The following is a 17,769-nucleotide window of genomic DNA, read 5'->3' as shown; positions in this document are numbered from 1 at the left end:
GCAATCTTGAAGTCTTGAAGGAGTGAGTGCATGAAACGTATTTCCCTCGTCGCTGCTGCCGTTACCGCTGCGGCCGTTGCAGCCGGTTGCCAGAGCATGATGGGCGGCGAGAAGCCGATCGTCGCCGTTGCTGAAATGAAAGCCACCACGGCAGCCGGCCCGGCGAATCTGAATCCGGTCGGCGTGGTCCGCTTCAGCCAGCTCGGCGCCAGCAAGGTGATGGTCGAGGCCGAGATCAAGGGCCTGAAACCCAATTCAGAACATGGCTTTCACGTGCATGCAGTGCCGGACTGTTCCGGTGACGGCACCAAGACCGGCGCCCACTTCAATCCCGACGCACACCCACACAATCATCCGGGGCAGATGATCCGCCACGCCGGCGCGATGTTCAATCTGAAAACCGACGCCAACGGCACTGGCACCACCAAACAGATGGTGGACACCATTACGCTGACGCCCGGCAAATACAGCATCGTCGGCATGCCGCTGATCACCCACCGCGATCCGGATGACTACGTGTCGCAGCCGCTCGGCAACGCCGGCCCGCGCGTAAGCTGCGGGCTGATCACACTGGCGCCGGACAAATAGCGGGACCGGTCCCGACCTGTCTGCCGTCGATAGTTGACGGCAGCGACTTTTTGCTGAAAGCCTTATTGGATTGGGGCTAGGCAAACAAAAACGGTGAAGTCGACTTCGCCGTTTTTTCGTTTCTAGCCCGCAAGCAGGCTTGATTTGCGCCAGGTGCTGATCGCCAGCGCTGGCGCTGTGATCAGGCTGCGAAACGCTTCGCCAGCGTGGCGATGCGCGCGCCGAAGGCTTCGGCGGTCTTGAAGTCGCTCGGCGCGATGCCTTCCGGGCCCTGATCGAGGTTGGCCTGCACCATCAGGCCGCTGTAGGAACCGACGCGGTTCAGGTCTTCAATGCTGCCCTTGCTGGTGTTGAAACCCGGCATGATGCCCTGCGACGCCCACAGCATCGAGTGCTGGCCCGCGAACAGCATGAACTGCTGCAGCGTCGAGAGCTTGTCGCCCGAGTACGCGCCCGATACGGTGAAGCCGGCGGCGAGCTTGTCTTTCCAGCCCTGCGTGAACCAGACCTTCGAGCTGGCTTCCATGAATTTCTTCATGTCGGCTGACACTGAGCCCATGTAGGTCGGTGCGCCGAAGATGATGGCGTCGGCCTTGGCCAGCGTGTCCCAGTGCTGTTCGGCGTCGGTGACGCTGACCAGCGTGACGTTGCTGCCGGCGACGCTGGCAGCGCCCTTTTGAACGGATTCAGCGACTGCCTTGGTGTGGCCGTAGCCGGAGTGAAAAACGATTGCGACGTTTGCCATGATGATTCCTCTGGTTGAAAAAAATGCGTTGTTGGAGCGGCGCTGCTGCGACCCGCCACCGGGTTGGTCGCGGCGGAGCCGCTCCTGCATGGGTTACCTACTGCAGCGGCGGCAGATCAAACAGCAGCACTTCGGCCTGGCTGCCTTTGTCGATGCGCACGCTGGCCTCGTTTTCGATCTTGACGGCGTCGCCTTCGTTGAGCGCGACGCCATTCACCGTGACCGCACCGCGCGCCACGTGCACGTAGGCCAGCCGCCCGGCAGCGAGTGTGTGAGTGGCTGACTCATCACCGTCGAACAGACCGGCATACATGCGGGCGTTCTGCTGGATGGTCACCGAGCCCTCGGCACCGTCGGGTGACGCCACCAGGCGCAGCTTGCCGCGCTTTTCGCTGGCGTCGTAAGCCTTCTGCTCGTAGGACGCGCTGCCACCCGTGCGGTCCGGGATGATCCAGATCTGCAGCAGATGCGTGCGCTGCCCGACGTTCGGGTTGAACTCGCTGTGCATGATGCCGCGCCCGGCGCTCATGCGCTGCACTTCGCCGGGCACAATGTTGCCGGCATTGCCGAGTGAGTCCTTGTGCGCCACCGCGCCTTCGAGCACGTAGGTGACGATCTCCATGTCCTTGTGGCCATGCGTGCCGAAGCCCTGCCCTGGTGCGATGTAGTCGTCGTTGATGACGCGCAGCGGCCCGAAGTGGATATGCGCCGGGTCGTGGTACTCGGCGAACGAAAAGCTGAAGCGGCTTTGCAGCCAGCCATGATCGGCGTGGCCACGGTCTTCGGATTTTCTGATTGTCAACATGGGGGACTCCTTTCACACGGGCCGAGGTGCCTGCTGCAGGCGGCACTTACGGCATGAAGCGAAGTATGGTGGTGCCCGCCGGACCGGACAAGCTTGCCGGGTTGACGCACTTGTTCGAAAATACAGAACATGTTGAAACTGAGCCTGGAAGCGCTGGAAATCCTCGACGCCATCGCCCGTCACGGCAGCTTTGGCCGCGCCGCCGAAGAACTCGGCCGCGTGCCCTCGTCGATCACCTACGCGGTGCGCAAGCTGGAGGACGACCTCGACACGCTGATCTTTGATCGCAGCGGTTACCGGGCCGAGCTCACACCCACCGGCAAGGTGCTGCTGGAGCAGGGCCGGGCGCTGTTGCAGCAAGCCGACCAGCTGCAGTCGCAGATCGCCCAGGCCGCCAAAGGCTGGGAGCTGGAGCTGACCATCGTGCTCGACGCCATCCTGCCGTGGCGCTGGCTGCAACCGCACGTCGAAGCGTATTTCCGCGAAAGCTGCCCGGCGAAACTGCGCATCAACGAGGAAACTCTCGCTGGCTCGTGGGAGAGCCTGCTGGATGGCCGCGCCGATCTCATCATCGGCGCCACCAATGATCCGCCGTCAGGCATGGGCATCAGTACGCAGCCGCTGTTCAACGTGCCGTTTTCCTATTGCGTGTCACCAGCGCATCCGCTGGCCAGCGCTCCGGAGCCGATCAGCGATGACTTGCTGAAAGCCCATCGCGCCATCGTGCTCGGCGACAGCGCTCGCCGCCTGCCGTTGCGCAGCAGCGGCCTCTTGTCCGGGCAGGACACGCTCGTGGTGCCGTCAATGCAGGCCAAGGTGGATGCGCAGATCGCCGGGCTCGGCGGTGGCTATCTGGCCAACTGGTTCGCGACCGAACACCTGCGCGAGGGGCGGCTGGTCAGCAGGCAACTGCAGGAGCCGAAGCCGCCTGGCCCCACCGTGCTGGCATGGAAAAGCGGCAATCGCGGGCGCGCGCTGACCTGGTGGCGCGAGCGGCTGCGAGACGTGCGACCGCCGCAGTAACCCACTCTACGCTCAAGCTCGCTCGTGCATACCCTCGTAACGCGCACACGAGCGCGCCCACAAATCGTACTGCTCTGCAAACGGGCTGCGGTCAGCCCCCGCTGGTTTGGGAAGTGTCAGAATGCGTTTTTCATCGCCTGGCTGACAATCATGCGACGCCCCATCAAATTCCTGCTTGCTGCGCTGGTCCCGGCCCTGATGCTGGCGGGTTGCGCCAACTCACCAACCACGTCTTCCGGCAACGAGACCGCGAAGGCACTTGGATTCTCGCTCCGCTTCATCGGTGAAGCCACGCTGCCACATCGCGCACTGGTCGGTGGCACCACGTTCGGGGGCATCTCCGGCATCGACTACGACGAAGCGCGCGACCAGTATTACCTGCTCAGCGACGACCGCTCTGATCACAATCCGGCGCGTTTCTACACCGCGAAAATCGCCGTCGACGCAAAAGAGATCAAGACACCAGACTTGCTCTCCGTCGTCACGCTGAAGAAAGCCGACGGCAGCACCTATGGCGGCAAGGCCGAGAAGGCGACCGACATCCCCGACCCGGAAGCGATCCGCTATCGCGCTGACACTGACACCCTGTTCTGGACCAGCGAGGGTGACAAGAAGCTCGGCCTCGACCCGGTGATCCGCGAGATGAAGCTCGACGGTACGCTGATCCGCGAGCTGCCGAAACTGCCGATGTTCCGCATGCAGCCGGGCGACAGCGGCCCCCGCGACAACCTCACCTTTGAAGGCATGACGCTGACACCGGATGGCAAGGCGCTATGGGTGTCGATGGAAGCAGCGCGCTTCGAGGACGGCATCGATCCGACGGTCGACAAGCCCGGCGGCCCGGCACGCATCACGCTGTATCACACCAATTCCGGCAATCCGATCCGTCAGGTCGCCTATCTGCCCGACGCCATTCCGCACCGACCGATGCCACCTAACGGCGAGGCCGACAACGGCATCCCGGAAATCCTGATGCTCGACCAGTTCCGCATGCTGGTACTGGAGCGCAGCTATTCGCAGGGCATCGGCAATTCACTACGCGTCTACCTGATCGACACCCGCGACGGCAGTGATGTGCTCAACGTGCCGGTGCTGCGCGACGGCAACTACACGTCGGTACAGAAGCGGCTGGTGATCAATTTCGACTCACTGAATCTGAAGAAACTCGACAACACCGAGGGCATGACCTTCGGGCCGCGACTGCCGAACGGCAACCGCACGCTGATCTTCGTCAGCGATGACAACTTCCGCAAATCACAGATCACGCAGTTTCTGGCTTTCGAGGTCGTTGAGCCACGCCCGGCAGTGTCTTACGTCGTCGAGCCACCGCCTTACTGGTGGCCGTACCCGTACTACGGCTACCGGCCCTGGATCTGGCCGCGCCCGATCATCATTCCGCGTCCACATCCGCGGCCGAAGGCAGACTAGCCGGCGGCGAGCTTGTTCACGCTGGCAATCGAGCCCACCACCTTGCCCGTGGCCACCGCCTCGTTATGATGAAGATTCCCATCAACGAGGAGGAGACGAACATGCAGCCCCCCATCAATCGGCGTCGCCGCCAGTTGCTCGCGGCCTCTGGCAGCGCGCTTGCGTTCGGCGTGCCATTTGCGCAATCTGCATACCCCAACCGACCGGTCGAAATCGTGGTGCCTGCGGGTGCCGGCGGTGGCACCGACGTGCTGGCCCGTGCATTTGCCGAAGCCGCGAAGAAACATTTCCCGCAGCCATTCACGGTGGTCAATCGTCCTGGCGCCTCCGGCATGATTGGTCACGGCGAGATGATCAACGCCAAGCCCGACGGCTACAAACTGGCGATGGTCTTCGCCGAGATCGTCATCGTCCCGCATTTGGGCCTGACCAAGCTGAGCTATGAAGACTTCGCACCGATCGCGCTGCTCAACACTGACCCGGCCGCCATTACCGTGCGCGCTGAGGCGCCGTGGAAAACGATCGACGAATTCATCGCTGACAGCCGCAAGAAAAACGGCGAGATGAAGATGGGCAACTCGGGTTCCGGCTCGATCTGGCACCTCGCACACTCGGCGATTGAAGCCAAGGCGGGGGTGAAATATACCGCCGTGCCGTTCGGTGGCGCGGCGCCAGCAGCGGTCGCACTCCTCGGGGGACACATCGACGCGGTCGCGGTCAGCCCGGCCGAAGTTGCCGCCCAGGTGCAGGCAGGCAAGCTGCGCATGCTCGCGGTGGCGGCCGACAAGCGCCTGCGCGGGTTCGATCAGGTGCCGACCCTGCGCGAGCGCGGCATCGACATCTCGCTCGCCACCTGGCGGGGCCTCGCCGCCCCGAAGGGCACGCCGCCGGAGATTATCGGCATGCTGGGTGATGTCGCCCGCAAGGCAGTGGAAGAGCCTGTCATCAAGGAAGTGACGGATCGGCTGAGCATGGGGCTCGGATATGTCGATGCCGAAGGCTTCCGCGCCATGATGAAGCGTGACAACGACACCTATCGGGCACTGGTGCAGCAGCTCGGATTAAAAGGATGACGGGCTGACCCCAGCCATCTCACGCCGTCGCGATATCGCTCGCAACCGCCACGCGGTTGCGGCCGTCGCGCTTCGCCTGATAGAGCGCCTGATCCGCCCGTGCCATCAGCGGCACCAGCACACTTAGTGGTGCCGACGACGAAGCGACGCCGACGCTGACGGTGTGCTGCCGCGAGTGCCCGAGTGCCGCACTCTCACGGTGAAATGCCTCGCGTAAGGATTCGGCGTGGGCTCTGGCGACATCCAGGTCGGCACCGGGCATCAGTGCGCAGAATTCTTCGCCGCCCAAGCGGGCGATCAGCGCGTTCGGCGGCAAATTCGCCTGCGCACAGCGGGCCAGCAGTTCAATCACACGATCCCCCTGCTCGTGCCCGAAGTCGTCATTGATCGACTTGAAGCGGTCGAGATCCAGCATCAGCAGGCTGCCCGGCGCCGACGCCAGGCTGGCTGCCGCTTCCGTAAAGCCACGACGGTTGAACAGCCCGGTCAGGGTGTCGCGCGACGCGAGTGCTCGCAGGTCGTGATTGAGTTCGTCGAAGATGACGACCACCATCCCGATCAGCAACAACAATCGGCCGCACAACCCCGCCGAATAAACCAGGAAAACTGTCTGCGGCGCACCACTGGGTGGCAATTCGGTAATGCCACGCGCAAGCAGGATTGCGGTTTCTGCTCCACGTGCCACAAACACGCCCGCCACCATCAGCAGACCAAGGGCCATGATGGCATGCGGCAGCCGGAAGCGGCGTTGCACCACGCCACGGGCACCCGGCCACACGGGAGAGCCGGCCAGCAGCAGGCCAATGTGCCACAGGCAAATCAGCGCCGTAGGCACCGCGACCACCAGCGCGCGGATGGCGTTGCTCGGGATGATGTAGGCGTAAAACGCGATGATCAAGCTGATCGCCATCGCCAGGCCAGCCAATGGTTGCCACGGCAGCGGTCGATGCAAGCGGTAGTCACGAGTACCCAGCGCCGACACGGCAGCGCCAACCACGATCAAAGTATTGCCGAGGACAAAGCTCAAGAATGGCGACAAGGACTCCTGGGACGTATTGAGCGCGATCCCGAACGCAGCGATCACGGTGCTCCATAGCCATGGCCGGGCGCCGCGCATGTTCCCGCTTTGCCGCATGGTCAGCAGCAGCATGATGGACATGAAGAGGAACAGCGCCGAAGCGATGTAACCGAGCAGTTTGATGCCGCTATCCACTGCTTCGCACCTATACCCGCTGCATGTCGGCCAGATCGAACGATGGCGCACGGCTGGCAATCAGATCAGCCAGCACCCGTGCTGAGCCGCAACTCATCGTCCAGCCGATGTGGCCCTGGCCACAGTTCCAGTAGAGATTTGCGTGCGTCGGGTCGCGCTGAATGATCGGCAGCGTCGAAGGTGTCATCGGTCGCTGGCAGGCCCAGCGCTCAATCGATGGATGGTCCCAAGCCAGCGCGCCGGGAAACAACGCCTCGAAATGCTCGCGATGGGCGCGGAAATCTGCGTCGCGGTAACTATTGTCGTCACCGCAGAACACGGCGCCTGTAGTGATGCGCATCGTCGGCCCATCGGGTGAATTGAGCGGGCACCAGGCGATCAAAGAATCCTCGCAAATCCCGCCGCGCGTTGGTGCTTTGCCCGGGTCGCGCACCGGCACAGTCAGCGAGAACCCCTTGACCGGATATATGGGCACCCCGCGCCCGAGTGAACGGCCGAACGCTGCGGTATGCGGACCCAGCGCAGCAACATAGGCGTCTGCCTGCAGTCGCCCGGCGCCGGTCGATAGTTCCAACGCACGCATGCGCTGCAGTGGTTTCGCAGTAACCGTTTCGCCAAACCGAAACCGCACCGGGCGTTCACGCCGGGATGCCAGCCACCGTGCCAGCGCCCGCGTGAAACAGCGCGAATCGCCCTGCGCATCGCTCACGGCCAGCGTGGCGCCCACGACGCCCGCACCGGAAAGCGCTGGCTCCAGCGTCACGGCGTCGTCACGACTGAGCAGACGGACGTCGTAACCCTGCGCGCCGACCAGCGCCACGCGGGCACGCGCGGCCGCGAGCGTGGCGTCGTTGCGGCAGACGTAGAGCAACCCGTCACGGCGATACCCGCAATCAACATCGGTCGCGGCGAGAGTTGCTTCCAGCTCGTCCTGGCAAAACCTTGCAAATCCAAGCTTCGCTCGCGCGAGTCGCGCAAAGTCGGCTTCGTTGGCGTACGACATGAACTCACGTCCCCAGCGCCAGAGCGTCGGGTCAAGCCACTTGGTCACCTTCATCGGCGCATTGGCATCAGTCAGCGACCGCCATAACGTGCCGCGCGAGCCCGGGTTCGGCCACGGCAGCGCGCGCGAAGCGGAGATCAGGCAGGCGTTGGCGTAGCTCGTCACACTGGCGGGCTCGGGCTCGCGCTCAATGACCTCGACATCGTGCCCGTCTTGCCAAAGGTAATACGCCGTCGCCACACCGATCAGGCCGGCACCGAGGATGATGATCTTCATGCTTCAGGAATGACTTTATCACCCCGACAGCACAGGTCGCTGTTCGCCAATCCGCTCTGGTGACCAATGTGGCAAATGGCTAGTCGTCAGGCATGGCCTGGTAGCGCGAAACCTGCGGTGCCGTCCTGGTCGCAGAGAGCCGCTCAACATTCGGTGCAATACGCCATCGCGTTCGGCGCGAACCATCAGCGTTCCGCCCTACGACGCCAATCGCGCCGAATTCGAACTGACGGTCAAACCGCAAACGTGGCGGTCACCGGCGCGTGATCCGACGGCCTGTTTTCGGCGTTGCCCTTCCGCTCGTTGCGGTCGACTACGCACGCGGTGCAGGTATCGGCCAGTGCGGGCGTAGCGAGGATGTGGTCAATGCGCAGGCCGTTGTTCTTGGGAAACGCGAGCATGCGGTAGTCCCACCAGGTAAACGTCTTCGGTGGATGTTCGAACTTGCGGAAGCAATCAACCAGCCCGAGGCTCAACCAGTGATTGAACGCGGCTCGCTCCTGATCGGTGCAGAGCACCTGCCCGGCCCACGCGGCCGGGTCGTGCACGTCGGCATCGGTAGGGGCAATATTGAAGTCACCGACCACCACAAGCTTGGGGTGCTTCGCCCGCTCTTCTGCGAGCCAGGCGCTCACGGCGTCCAGCCAGCGCAGCTTGTATTGAAACTTGTCGGAATCGACAGCCTGGCCGTTGACGACGTAGAGGTCGATCACCCGCACATCGCCGACGGTGGCCGCGATGGCCCGGCACTGCTCGTCCTCGAAACCCGGCACGCCCATCTGCACGTCGGCAAACTCGGGCAGTGTGTTCTTCACGATGATGGCGACACCGTTGTAGGTCTTTTGCCCGTACACCGCCGCGCGATAGCCGAGCGCGGCGAACATCTCATGCGGAAACTTGTTTGTTTCGAGCTTCAGTTCCTGCAGGCAGAGCACATCGCTCTGGTTGGCGCGCAGCCAAGCCTCAGCGCGACCGAGCCGCGCGGTCAGCGAATTGACGTTCCAGGTGGTGATCTTCAATCGTGATGACGGGCGGAGCGGCTAGCTGGCAGCCTTCGGATTGGGTGTATTCGCACCAGCTGGGCTGCCGGGCTCCTTCGGCGCCGGCTTGTCGAGCCCGCTACGATCCTCCAGTGGCTTCGGTCTGGCGAAGGACGGCGTCTTCGGGTAACCCGCGGCGTCCAGCGCGGATGCCCAGCTCGACTCGCTCCAGCCGGAAACCCGCTTTTCGCCCACGCGGATGACCGGTACGACTTCGCCGCCGGTCTCGTCCTTGAACTTCTTGTTCAGCTCCATTGAGCGCGTCGGATCAACCACGGTGTGCGGAATGCCGCGCTTGTTGAGATAACCCTTGGCCGCGTCGCAGGCCTCGCCGCATTCACTGACGTAGAGTATGACGGGGTTTTTCTTCTGCGCGTCCTGCGCAGTCAACGACAGCTCGTTGTTCTGGATCGAATTGCCGGTGACGCTACGCTGCTGCACATTCTTGGCATCGGGAGGCGGCGGTTGGTCGGAATACTGCACACGGCCATTGGCGTCAACCCAGCGGTACACCGACTGCGCCGAGGCGATCCCGTAAAAGGCGAGCGTGCCGATCAGCGCGGCGGAAAACGGACGAAACAGATTCAGGCGATTCATTTGCAGAGCTCCAGCGTTCTTCCGGTCTGACGGATTGAATGGGACTGAATGGCGCGATTGCACGTGCCAGGGACGCGACAACGCGCCCGGGCGCCCGTCTACTGCGGGCTGACCATGCCATTGTGCCGCAAAAGCGCATCCACCGTGGGCGAGCGCCCGCGAAATGCAACGAAATTGGTCATCGCGTCGCGGCTGCCACCGCGCCCGAGCACTTCCTTGCGGAAGGCGTTACCCGCCACCGGCGACAACACACCTTCCTCTTCAAAACGGCTGTAAGCATCGGCGGAGAGCACTTCCGCCCACTTGTAGCTGTAGTAGCCGGCGGCGTAGCCACCGCCAAAAATATGCCCGAACGACCACGGCATGCGGTTGTAGGCCGGGGGCTGCATTACGGCCACTTCAGCCCGTACTTCGCCAAGCAGCTTGAGCAGGGCAGCGCGATCTGCGCCGATGTTGTCGGCGTGCAGCCGCATGTCGAACAGCGCAAACTCCATTTGTCGCAAGGTGCCAAGCCCTGCCTGGAAGTTCTTCGCTGCCAGCATCTTGTCGAACAGCGCGCGCGGCAGGGGTTCGCAGGTTTCGACGTGCTGTGTCATGTGCGAGAGCACGTCCCACTCCCAGCAATAGTTCTCCATGAACTGGCTGGGCAGCTCGACTGCGTCCCATTCGACGTGCCCGAATCCGGAAATACCGAGCGTGCCAACCTCGGTCAGCAGCAGATGCAATCCGTGTCCGAACTCGTGGAACAATGTGATCACGTCGTCATGCGTGAACAATGCCGGCTTGTCACCAACCGGCGCCGGGAAGTTGCAGGTCATATAGGCAACAGGCGTCTGCAGTTGTCCGTTGCGCACGCGGCGATCACGCGCCGAATCTGCCCAGGCACCGCCACGCTTGCTGTCTCGGGCATAGAGATCAAAGTAGAACTCGCCGATGCGACTGCCACTGCCGTCGAGCACCTCAAAGAAGCGCACGTCCGGATGCCACGCCGAGGCTTTGCCCTCAACGATGCGCACCGAATAAATGCTTTCAACCACGCGGAAAAGCCCGGCCAGCACACGGTCCTCAGGGAAATACTGGCGCACCTCCTCGTCGCTGAAAGCGAAGCGCTGCTGGCGCAATTTCTCCGAGGCGAAAGCGACGTCGGGAGATGCCAGATTGGCAATGCCCAGCTCGGCGGCGGCAAAGGCTCTCAGCTCCGCCAGATCGCGCTCGGCAAAAGGACGCGCGCGCCGTGCGATATCGCGAATGAAATCGAGCACCTGCTGCGGCGAATTCGCCATTTTCGGTACCAGCGATACCTCGGCGTAGTTCTGGAATCCGAGCAGCTTTGCTTCCTCAGCGCGCAACGCCATGATTTTGGCGATGGCCGCACCATTGTCGAAGCGCACCTCTCCCTCATCGCTGGCGCGCGTGGCGTAGGCCCGGTACATCAGCTCGCGAAGCGCAGCCGATTCGGCGTATTGCATGACCGGCAGGTAACACGGTCCCTGCAGGGTCAGTCGCGCAACACCGTCGGCCAGCCCCGCCTCTTTCGCCTTTGCCTGAGCGGTCGCGACTACATCAGCGGGCACGCCAGCCAGATCAGCCACCGGCACATCATGCGTCCATGCATTCGTCGCGTCGAGCACATTGTCCTCAAACTTCGACTGCGTCTCGGCCAGCTCTTCCTGGATTGCGGCGAAGCGCTCGCGTGCCTGCCCCTCGAGTTCGATGCCGCTCAGGCGAAAGTCCTTCAGTTCGTGCGCGAGCAGCGCACGCTGCTCGTCGCTGAGCGATGCTGCGTCCTCCGACAATGCCTTGTAGCGCTCGAACAGCGCCCGATTGAGCCCGAGCTCGGTGAAGAACTGGGTGACTTTGGGCAGTGCGGTGTTGTGCGCATCGCGCAGCGCCGGGCTGCTGATGACAGCGTTCAGATGCGCCACAGCCCCCCATGCCCGTCCCAGGCGTTCGGTGGCGTCCTGCAATGGTTCCACGACAGTTTGCCAGGTGATTGACTCCGCCTTTTCAACGACCGACACGGCGGTTCGCGCGTCGGCAATGAGTTGTTCAATGGCCGGATTGACATGCTCCGGCAACACCTCCGAAAAGCGGGGCAACGAGGCAAAGTCGAGAAGAGGATTCATGATGATTTACTGCTTGAAATTGGTTGCTATTACTGCCGGATTCCGCCACTGTTCAGTGCTTCTACATCGGCCACGGAGGTCACATTCCGCCACGGGCCGGTAAACAATTCGCCGGTCACTTCGTCTGCGGCAGCCCACTGTTGGTAGTGCGGCAGCAGCTTGAAACGTACGCCGCGCGGCCACGCCTGACAAGGTGCTGTCGCCAGCACGCCGATGTTCGCCAGCGTCAGCCGCGGCTCGCCCGTATGGATGCGACCGACACCATCATTTGAACGTTCGTCCAGCGCAAATTCACCGCCAGGCTCGCCCGGTGTCGGCGGCACCATGACGAAATGGGCGCGCTGCCGACCTTTTTCAATGGCTGCCGCCGGTGCCAGCAAGCGCGCGTAGTCAAAATCGGAATAGATGTCGGCGCTGATTATCAGGACCGAAGTCGAGCGAAAGTAAGCGCTCGCAGTGGCGACACCTCCGCCGGATTCAAGAGGCTCGGCTTCCACCGAGTAGATCAACTCGCAGCCGAAGCGACTGCCGTCACCCAGCGCAGTTTGCAACACATCGGCGAGATAACTCACGTTGATGACGATACGACGGACACCAATCGCCACCAGTTTGCGGACGTGGTGCTCAATCAGTGGCTCCCCGCGCACCCGGATCAGCGGCTTCGGCAGGCGGTCAGTCAGCGGCCGCATGCGCTCACCACGCCCGGCGGCGAGGATCATCGCGTCTGGCACGCCACTGGGCGATGCGCTCAAAACGTGTAGCCCACTTTGGTTGCCGTACCTTCAATCCGGTCCAGCAGCGAACCCAGTGGCGCGAAGGCCTGATACCGCGTCGCCGCGTGACGCACGTAGTTCACGAACCGTGGTGTGTCGGCAAGATAGTGCGGCTTGCCATCGCGATAGTTGATGCGGGCGAAGATGCCCAGCACCTTGAGGTGCCGTTGCAAGCCCATCCACTCGAACTCGCGATAGAACTCGGAAAAATCCTCGCGCACCGGCAAGCCGGCCTTGCGGGCACGATCCCAGTAACGCGCCACCCAGTCGATGATCTGCGGTTCCTCCCAGCTCAGGAAAGCATCGCGCATCAGCGATGCGACGTCGTAACTGACCGGGCCGATCACCGCGTCCTGATAGTCAAGCACGCCGGGATTGCGCTCACCAGTCACCATCAGGTTGCGCGGCATGTAGTCGCGATGTACGAGCACCGTCGGTTGCGCCAGGGCGCCGGCAATCAGCACGGCGTAGATGCGTTCCAGGGCATTCTTCTCATCGTCAGTCAGCTCAATCTGGCAATGACGGCCGAGATACCACTCGGGGAACAGGTCAATCTCCCGCCGCAGCAGCGCAGCGTCGTAACGTGCGAGTGGTACTTCCGCCTGTGCCGGATCGATTTGCTGCAACTGCACCAGCGTGGTGATGGCGTCAGTGAACAGCCGCTGTCGTTCACCGTCTGCCGCATCGGTCAAAGCGCGCAGATACGTCGTATTGCCGAGATCCCCCAGCAGCAACAGACCGCGTGCTTCATCGGCTGCGTATACGGCGGGGACGTTGACACCGCCACTGGCAAGCAACCGGCTGATGTTCAGGAACGGCCGCACGTCTTCCTTCGGCGGCGGTGCGTCCATCACAATCGCCGTCGAGTCGTCGTTGGCTGAACGCACCCGGAAGTAACGGCGGAAACTGGCGTCGGCCGATGCCGGTTCGATTGATGACCACCTGGCGTCGAGCGTCGCAAGCCAGTCTGTAGCGTCAGCCAGACGCTGGTCAGCCTGTGCGGGGGGAATGTTGATTCGTTGCATGGAAACTGCAGATGGCGACCACTCGCCGCCGGCGACGGCCTGTGGCATGGCGATGCGCCCGTAAGCGCTTGATTTGTCGGCTAAACTTGCAAGTCTATCAACCAGCGACCGGGCTTATCCCTGGCCTCGCCAACGACTGTTTCGTGACTGCCAAGCGCCATTCGCCCGTCCCTGCACTCGTGTTCGCGGTTGCACTCTGCGCGTCGGCGGGCGCGCAGGCAGCAGTCGCGTGCCAGGCCGGGGCTCTCGGCGGCGCAGCAGTGGCCGCTGGCGCGGCGACGGCGACGCCCATTGCCGCAGCGTTGGCCGGGCAGCTTGGTGCGCCCCAATTCGCGCCGATTTATTGCCCTTCGGCGATCACGTCGAACGGCAGCTTCCCGTTGCAGCTGCGGCCGCCACCACCTGACGGCAAGGAAACCACCACCATCTTCGCCCGCGAGTCGCAGGGGGAAGACAACCGTTTCGTCGAGGCGACCGGTGCCGTCGACATGCGCTCACCGTCAAAGCAGGTGCTGTCCGACTGGTTGCGTTACGAGTTCGACATCGACACCATCCGCGCCCGCGGCAATGTCGTGATCCGCTCCTGGCAGGATCTGGTAACCGGGCCCGAACTTGAATACCGCCGCGATACCGAAACCGGCTTCATGAAGCAGCCGACCTTTGTGCTGGGCCTCTACAAGGGTCGCGGCAAGGCAGAGGAGCTGCAGTTCACCGGGCCGGAGCAATACCGTATCCAGCGTGGCACTTACTCCACCTGCGTCGGCGACGCACCGGCGTGGCGGCTGGAGGTGGCCCAGCTGGATCTCGACGAAAACACCTCGGTCGGCGTTGCCAGGGATGCGCGCATCTATCTGGGCAATCTGCCCGTGGCCTGGCTGCCGCAGTTCAGCTTCCCCTTGCGGAACGAGCGCAAGAGTGGGTTTCTGGCAGCGACTTACGGCACCAGCGGCAATCGCGGTCTCGATATCCAGTTGCCGTACTACTTCAATCTGGCGCCAAATTACGACGCGACGCTCACGCCTCGCCTGATGAGCAAGCGCGGCGTGCTGTTCAATGGTCAGGCCCGCTACCTGTTCGACACCCCGTTGGGCCGCGCCATCGGTGACTGGAACGGTGAAATACTGCCGCGCGACCGTCTCGCTGACGCCTCGCGTGACGCCACCAATATCCGTCACACGCAGTTCTTTACGCCCAATCTGACTCTGACCGTGAACTACAACCACGTGTCAGATTCACGCTACTTTGTTGATCTCGCCGACTTTGTGTCGATTACGTCGATCACGACCTTACCGCGCGATGCCACGCTGGTCTGGCGCAACAACGACTGGCTGCTGACCGCCAAGGCGCAACGCTTCCAGACGCTGCAGGACCCGGGCGCGCTGGTGCTGCCGCCATACGATCGGGTGCCACAGCTATCGGCCGAATCGCCGGTGTACAAGCCACTCGCCGATCTTCCGCTTGAGCTGAAACTGAGCAGCGACGTCACCCGCTTCCAGTATCCCAACGCGGCGCTGCCGTCCGGTTACCGCGCTTATGGCTATGGCACGGTCGCCTGGCGGTATGACACACCGGGTTTCTTCGTCACGCCCAAGGTCGGCCTGCATGCCACCCGCTACCGCCTGACCGGCACCTTCGACGACTACCGCGACTCCACGCGAGTGCTTCCCGTCAGCAGCATCGACGCTGGCCTGCGCTTCGAGCGCAATGCCTCGATCTTTGGCAGCAGTTTCGTGCAAACGCTCGAACCGCGCGCGATGTTCACCTATATCCCGTATCGCAATCAGAGCGAAACGCCGGTATTCGACACTGCACTGGCGGATTTCAATCAGCTGCAGTTGTTCAGCGAAAACCGCTACGTCGGCCAGGATCGCATCGGCGACACACGCCAGTTGTCGGTAGGGCTCACCTCACGCCTGTTCGACGCCGACTCGCAAAAGGAACGGTTGCGCCTCACGGTGGGCGGGCGGGTCTACTTCGCCGACCAGCTGGTCACCCTGCCTGGTGAAAGCAAGCGCGACAGCAACAGCTCCGACCTGCTGTTCTCGGCCAACGGTCGCATCACCGACGCGCTGTACGTCGAAGGCAACGCGCAATACAACGCCAATCAGGGCCAAACCGAGCGCTACTCCCTTGGCTTGCGCTACACCCCCGAGCGATCGCGGACCCTCAACATCAACTATCGGGCAATCCGCGAGCTGGTCACCAACACCGGACCGGTGCAGGTCAAGCAGGTCGATATCGCCGGGCAGTGGCCGGTCTACCGCAATATCTACGCCGTTGGCCGCGTCAACTACTCAATCGCAGACCGCCGCCTGACCGAAAGCGTGCTCGGCCTGGAATTCGACGGCTGCTGTTACGTGGTGCGAGCCGTCGCGCAGCGCATCGCCACCACCACCACGACAGCGACCAATACCTTCTTCCTGCAGCTCGAGCTCAACGGCCTCGGCCGGGTGGGATCGAATCCGCTCGACGTGCTGAAGCGGAACATTCCGGGCTATTCTCTGCTCTATGAAAATCCGACGCGCCGTCGCATCGACGAGCCGGAAGCCCCCAGCAGCCCGATGTTCGCTCCGTGGAATCCGGGAACGCCCTACGCACCGTACATTCCATAATTCGCCGCCAGGCCCCTGCCTGCTACCCAAGTCAATGCTCCGTACCCTATGAAAACGCCCGCCCTTGCCCCGATTGCTGCCATCCTCACTGCCCTGGCCACGATCAGTCTTCCGCTGCACGCGCAGAGCGGACGCGTCCAGCTCGTTGATCGTGTTGTCGCCGTAGTAAACGATGAGGTGATTACCCGCTATGAGCTGAACGAGCAGAAGCGTGCCGTTGTCGCCCAGCTCAAACGGCAGGGCGTCGCCACGCCGCCGGAGGCGGAACTCGACGCCCAGGTACTGGAGCGCTTCATCAACGAGAAGGTGCAGCTGCAGTACGCCAAGGAATACGGCATCCGCGCCGATGATGAGGTGGTGAATGCGTCGCTGCAGCGGATTGCAGCGGAAAACAAGATGTCGATGCAGCAGTTCGCCGCCGCGCTGCGCAATGACGGCGTCACCATCGAGAAGTTTCGCGACGAATTGAAGAACGAGATCATCATCAACCGCGTGCGCGACCGCGAAATCGAGTCTCGTGTGGTGGTGACCGACAGCGAAATTGACAACTATCTGGCGCTGGCCAAGGCGCAGGGCGCCAATCAGGCCGAGTATCAGCTCGCCCATATCCTGGTGCTGGTGCCCGAGCAGGCCACGCCGGATCAGGTGGAAACCCGCCGCAAGCGCGCCGAAGAGGCACTACGCCAGTTGAAGACCGGCACGCCGTTTGGCCAGATCGCGGCCGTGTTCTCTGACTCCAACGATGCCGCGCAGGGTGGTTCGCTCGGCTGGCGGCAGGCCGACCGTCTGCCGGCCCTCTACTCCGACGCCGCCAGCAAGCTGCAGGCTGGCCAGATCAGTGACGTACTGCGCAGCGCCAATGGCTTTCACATCGTTCGTCTGATCGACAAGCGTCAGGGCGAGCAGAAGGCGGTCGTCGAGCAGAGCAAGGCTCGTCACATTCTGGTGCGGGTGAACGATCTGGTCAGCGAAGCCGAGGCAAAGGCGAAGATCGAGCGCCTGCGTGACCGTATCGCCGGTGGCGCCAAATTTGAAGACGTGGCCAAACTGGGCAGCGAGGATGGAAGCGCACAAAAGGGCGGTGAACTCGGTTGGGTATCGCCGGGCGAAACCGTACCCGAATTCGAAGCCGCGATGGCAAAGGCGGCGCTGAATACCGTCGTTGGCCCGGTCCGCACGCAGTTTGGTTACCACCTGCTCGAGGTCACCGAACGTCGCAGTCAGGACGTCACCCGCGAACGCACGCGGCAAAGCGCACGTGTCGCCCTGCGCGACCGCAAGGCAGACGAAGCCTTCCAGACCTGGCTGCGCGAACAGCGCGACCGTGCAACCGTCGAGATCAAGCTGAACGAGAGCTAGCCCTTGGTGGCCGCTGCGCCACCGGGCACAGCGCTGCGCTCAGTTGACGCAACAGCTTTTGGGTAGAGACGCCGAAAACAAAG

16 protein-coding genes are annotated in these 17,769 nt (G+C 62.9%); 6 read left to right on the top strand and 10 right to left on the bottom strand.

The window, feature by feature from the left end; translation table 11 throughout:
• Positions 1 to 30 precede the first annotated feature (30 nt).
• On the top strand, positions 31 to 588 hold the full coding sequence (locus FKL89_RS03755; RefSeq protein WP_238363475.1) for a superoxide dismutase family protein: 558 nt from the start codon (positions 31 to 33) through the stop codon (positions 586 to 588).
• Positions 589 to 769: 181 nt separating this feature from the next.
• On the opposite strand, the gene FKL89_RS03750 is transcribed toward FKL89_RS03755, so the two are convergent.
• Positions 770 to 1,333, bottom strand: a complete 564-nt coding sequence (locus FKL89_RS03750; RefSeq protein ID WP_156861461.1) for a flavodoxin family protein — start codon at positions 1,331 to 1,333, stop codon at positions 770 to 772.
• Positions 1,334 to 1,430: 97 nt separating this feature from the next.
• Positions 1,431 to 2,138: a pirin family protein gene (locus FKL89_RS03745; RefSeq protein ID WP_156861459.1), complete on the bottom strand. Its 708-nt coding sequence runs from the start codon at positions 2,136 to 2,138 to the stop codon at positions 1,431 to 1,433.
• A 129-nt stretch (positions 2,139 to 2,267) separates the two neighbouring features.
• Between FKL89_RS03745 and FKL89_RS03740 the strand changes: the two genes are divergently transcribed.
• On the top strand, positions 2,268 to 3,161 hold the full coding sequence (locus tag FKL89_RS03740) for a LysR substrate-binding domain-containing protein (RefSeq protein ID WP_156861457.1): 894 nt from the start codon (positions 2,268 to 2,270) through the stop codon (positions 3,159 to 3,161).
• Positions 3,162 to 3,311: 150 nt separating this feature from the next.
• On the top strand, positions 3,312 to 4,589 hold the full coding sequence (locus FKL89_RS03735) for an esterase-like activity of phytase family protein (RefSeq protein WP_156861455.1): 1,278 nt from the start codon (positions 3,312 to 3,314) through the stop codon (positions 4,587 to 4,589).
• Here the strand turns inward: FKL89_RS03735 and FKL89_RS20325 are convergent.
• Entirely contained in the window at positions 4,586 to 4,933 is a 348-nt protein-coding gene (locus FKL89_RS20325; RefSeq protein ID WP_238363655.1) for a hypothetical protein, read from the bottom strand. The genes FKL89_RS03735 and FKL89_RS20325 overlap by 4 nt on opposite strands.
• Between FKL89_RS20325 and FKL89_RS03730 the strand changes: the two genes are divergently transcribed.
• Entirely contained in the window at positions 4,838 to 5,662 is an 825-nt protein-coding gene (locus FKL89_RS03730; RefSeq protein ID WP_238363650.1) for a tripartite tricarboxylate transporter substrate binding protein, read from the top strand. The genes FKL89_RS20325 and FKL89_RS03730 overlap by 96 nt on opposite strands.
• A 19-nt stretch (positions 5,663 to 5,681) precedes the next feature.
• Here the strand turns inward: FKL89_RS03730 and FKL89_RS03725 are convergent, their stop codons facing one another.
• The 7 genes from FKL89_RS03725 to FKL89_RS03695 all read right to left on the bottom strand — a co-directional run bounded on the left by FKL89_RS03725 (position 5,682) and on the right by FKL89_RS03695 (position 13,715).
• Positions 5,682 to 6,875 carry a GGDEF domain-containing protein gene (locus tag FKL89_RS03725; RefSeq protein WP_156861453.1) on the bottom strand — a complete coding sequence of 398 codons (1,194 nt, stop codon included), beginning with the start codon at positions 6,873 to 6,875 and terminating at the stop codon, positions 5,682 to 5,684.
• Positions 6,876 to 6,885: 10 nt separating this feature from the next.
• On the bottom strand, positions 6,886 to 8,154 hold the full coding sequence (locus FKL89_RS03720) for an FAD-dependent oxidoreductase (RefSeq protein WP_156861451.1): 1,269 nt from the start codon (positions 8,152 to 8,154) through the stop codon (positions 6,886 to 6,888).
• 233 nt (positions 8,155 to 8,387) lie between these two features.
• Positions 8,388 to 9,173 (bottom strand): exodeoxyribonuclease III, encoded by a 786-nt coding sequence (locus FKL89_RS03715; RefSeq protein ID WP_156861449.1) that lies wholly within the window; start codon positions 9,171 to 9,173, stop codon positions 8,388 to 8,390.
• A 21-nt stretch (positions 9,174 to 9,194) separates the two neighbouring features.
• On the bottom strand, positions 9,195 to 9,791 hold the full coding sequence (locus tag FKL89_RS03710) for a glutaredoxin family protein (protein WP_156861447.1): 597 nt from the start codon (positions 9,789 to 9,791) through the stop codon (positions 9,195 to 9,197).
• Between the two features lie 98 nt (positions 9,792 to 9,889).
• Positions 9,890 to 11,917, bottom strand: a complete 2,028-nt coding sequence (locus tag FKL89_RS03705; RefSeq protein ID WP_181955215.1) for a M3 family metallopeptidase — start codon at positions 11,915 to 11,917, stop codon at positions 9,890 to 9,892.
• 29 nt (positions 11,918 to 11,946) lie between these two features.
• Positions 11,947 to 12,669, bottom strand: coding sequence for a nucleotidyltransferase family protein (locus tag FKL89_RS03700; protein WP_156861443.1), 723 nt, complete (start codon positions 12,667 to 12,669; stop codon positions 11,947 to 11,949).
• Positions 12,666 to 13,715 (bottom strand): aminoglycoside phosphotransferase family protein, encoded by a 1,050-nt coding sequence (locus tag FKL89_RS03695; RefSeq protein WP_156861441.1) that lies wholly within the window; start codon positions 13,713 to 13,715, stop codon positions 12,666 to 12,668. Before FKL89_RS03695 ends, FKL89_RS03700 begins: the two co-directional genes overlap by 4 nt.
• 143 nt (positions 13,716 to 13,858) lie before the next feature.
• On the opposite strand from FKL89_RS03695, the gene FKL89_RS03690 reads away from it, so the two are divergent.
• Together FKL89_RS03690 and FKL89_RS03685 are read left to right on the top strand one after the other, a co-directional pair.
• A complete protein-coding gene (locus tag FKL89_RS03690; RefSeq protein WP_156861439.1) occupies positions 13,859 to 16,327 on the top strand; it encodes an LPS-assembly protein LptD in 2,469 nt (822 codons plus the stop codon).
• A gap of 48 nt (positions 16,328 to 16,375) precedes the next feature.
• Positions 16,376 to 17,686 carry a peptidylprolyl isomerase gene (locus FKL89_RS03685; protein ID WP_156861437.1) on the top strand — a complete coding sequence of 437 codons (1,311 nt, stop codon included), beginning with the start codon at positions 16,376 to 16,378 and terminating at the stop codon, positions 17,684 to 17,686.
• The last annotated feature ends 83 nt before the right edge of the window (positions 17,687 to 17,769 follow it).

The sequence above is a fragment of the Casimicrobium huifangae genome, from assembly GCF_009746125.1.
In the GTDB taxonomy this organism is placed as follows: Bacteria; Pseudomonadota; Gammaproteobacteria; order Burkholderiales; family Casimicrobiaceae; genus Casimicrobium; species Casimicrobium huifangae.
Note: the sequence above shows the minus strand (reverse complement) of the source record. Positions and strands in the feature narration are given on the sequence as shown.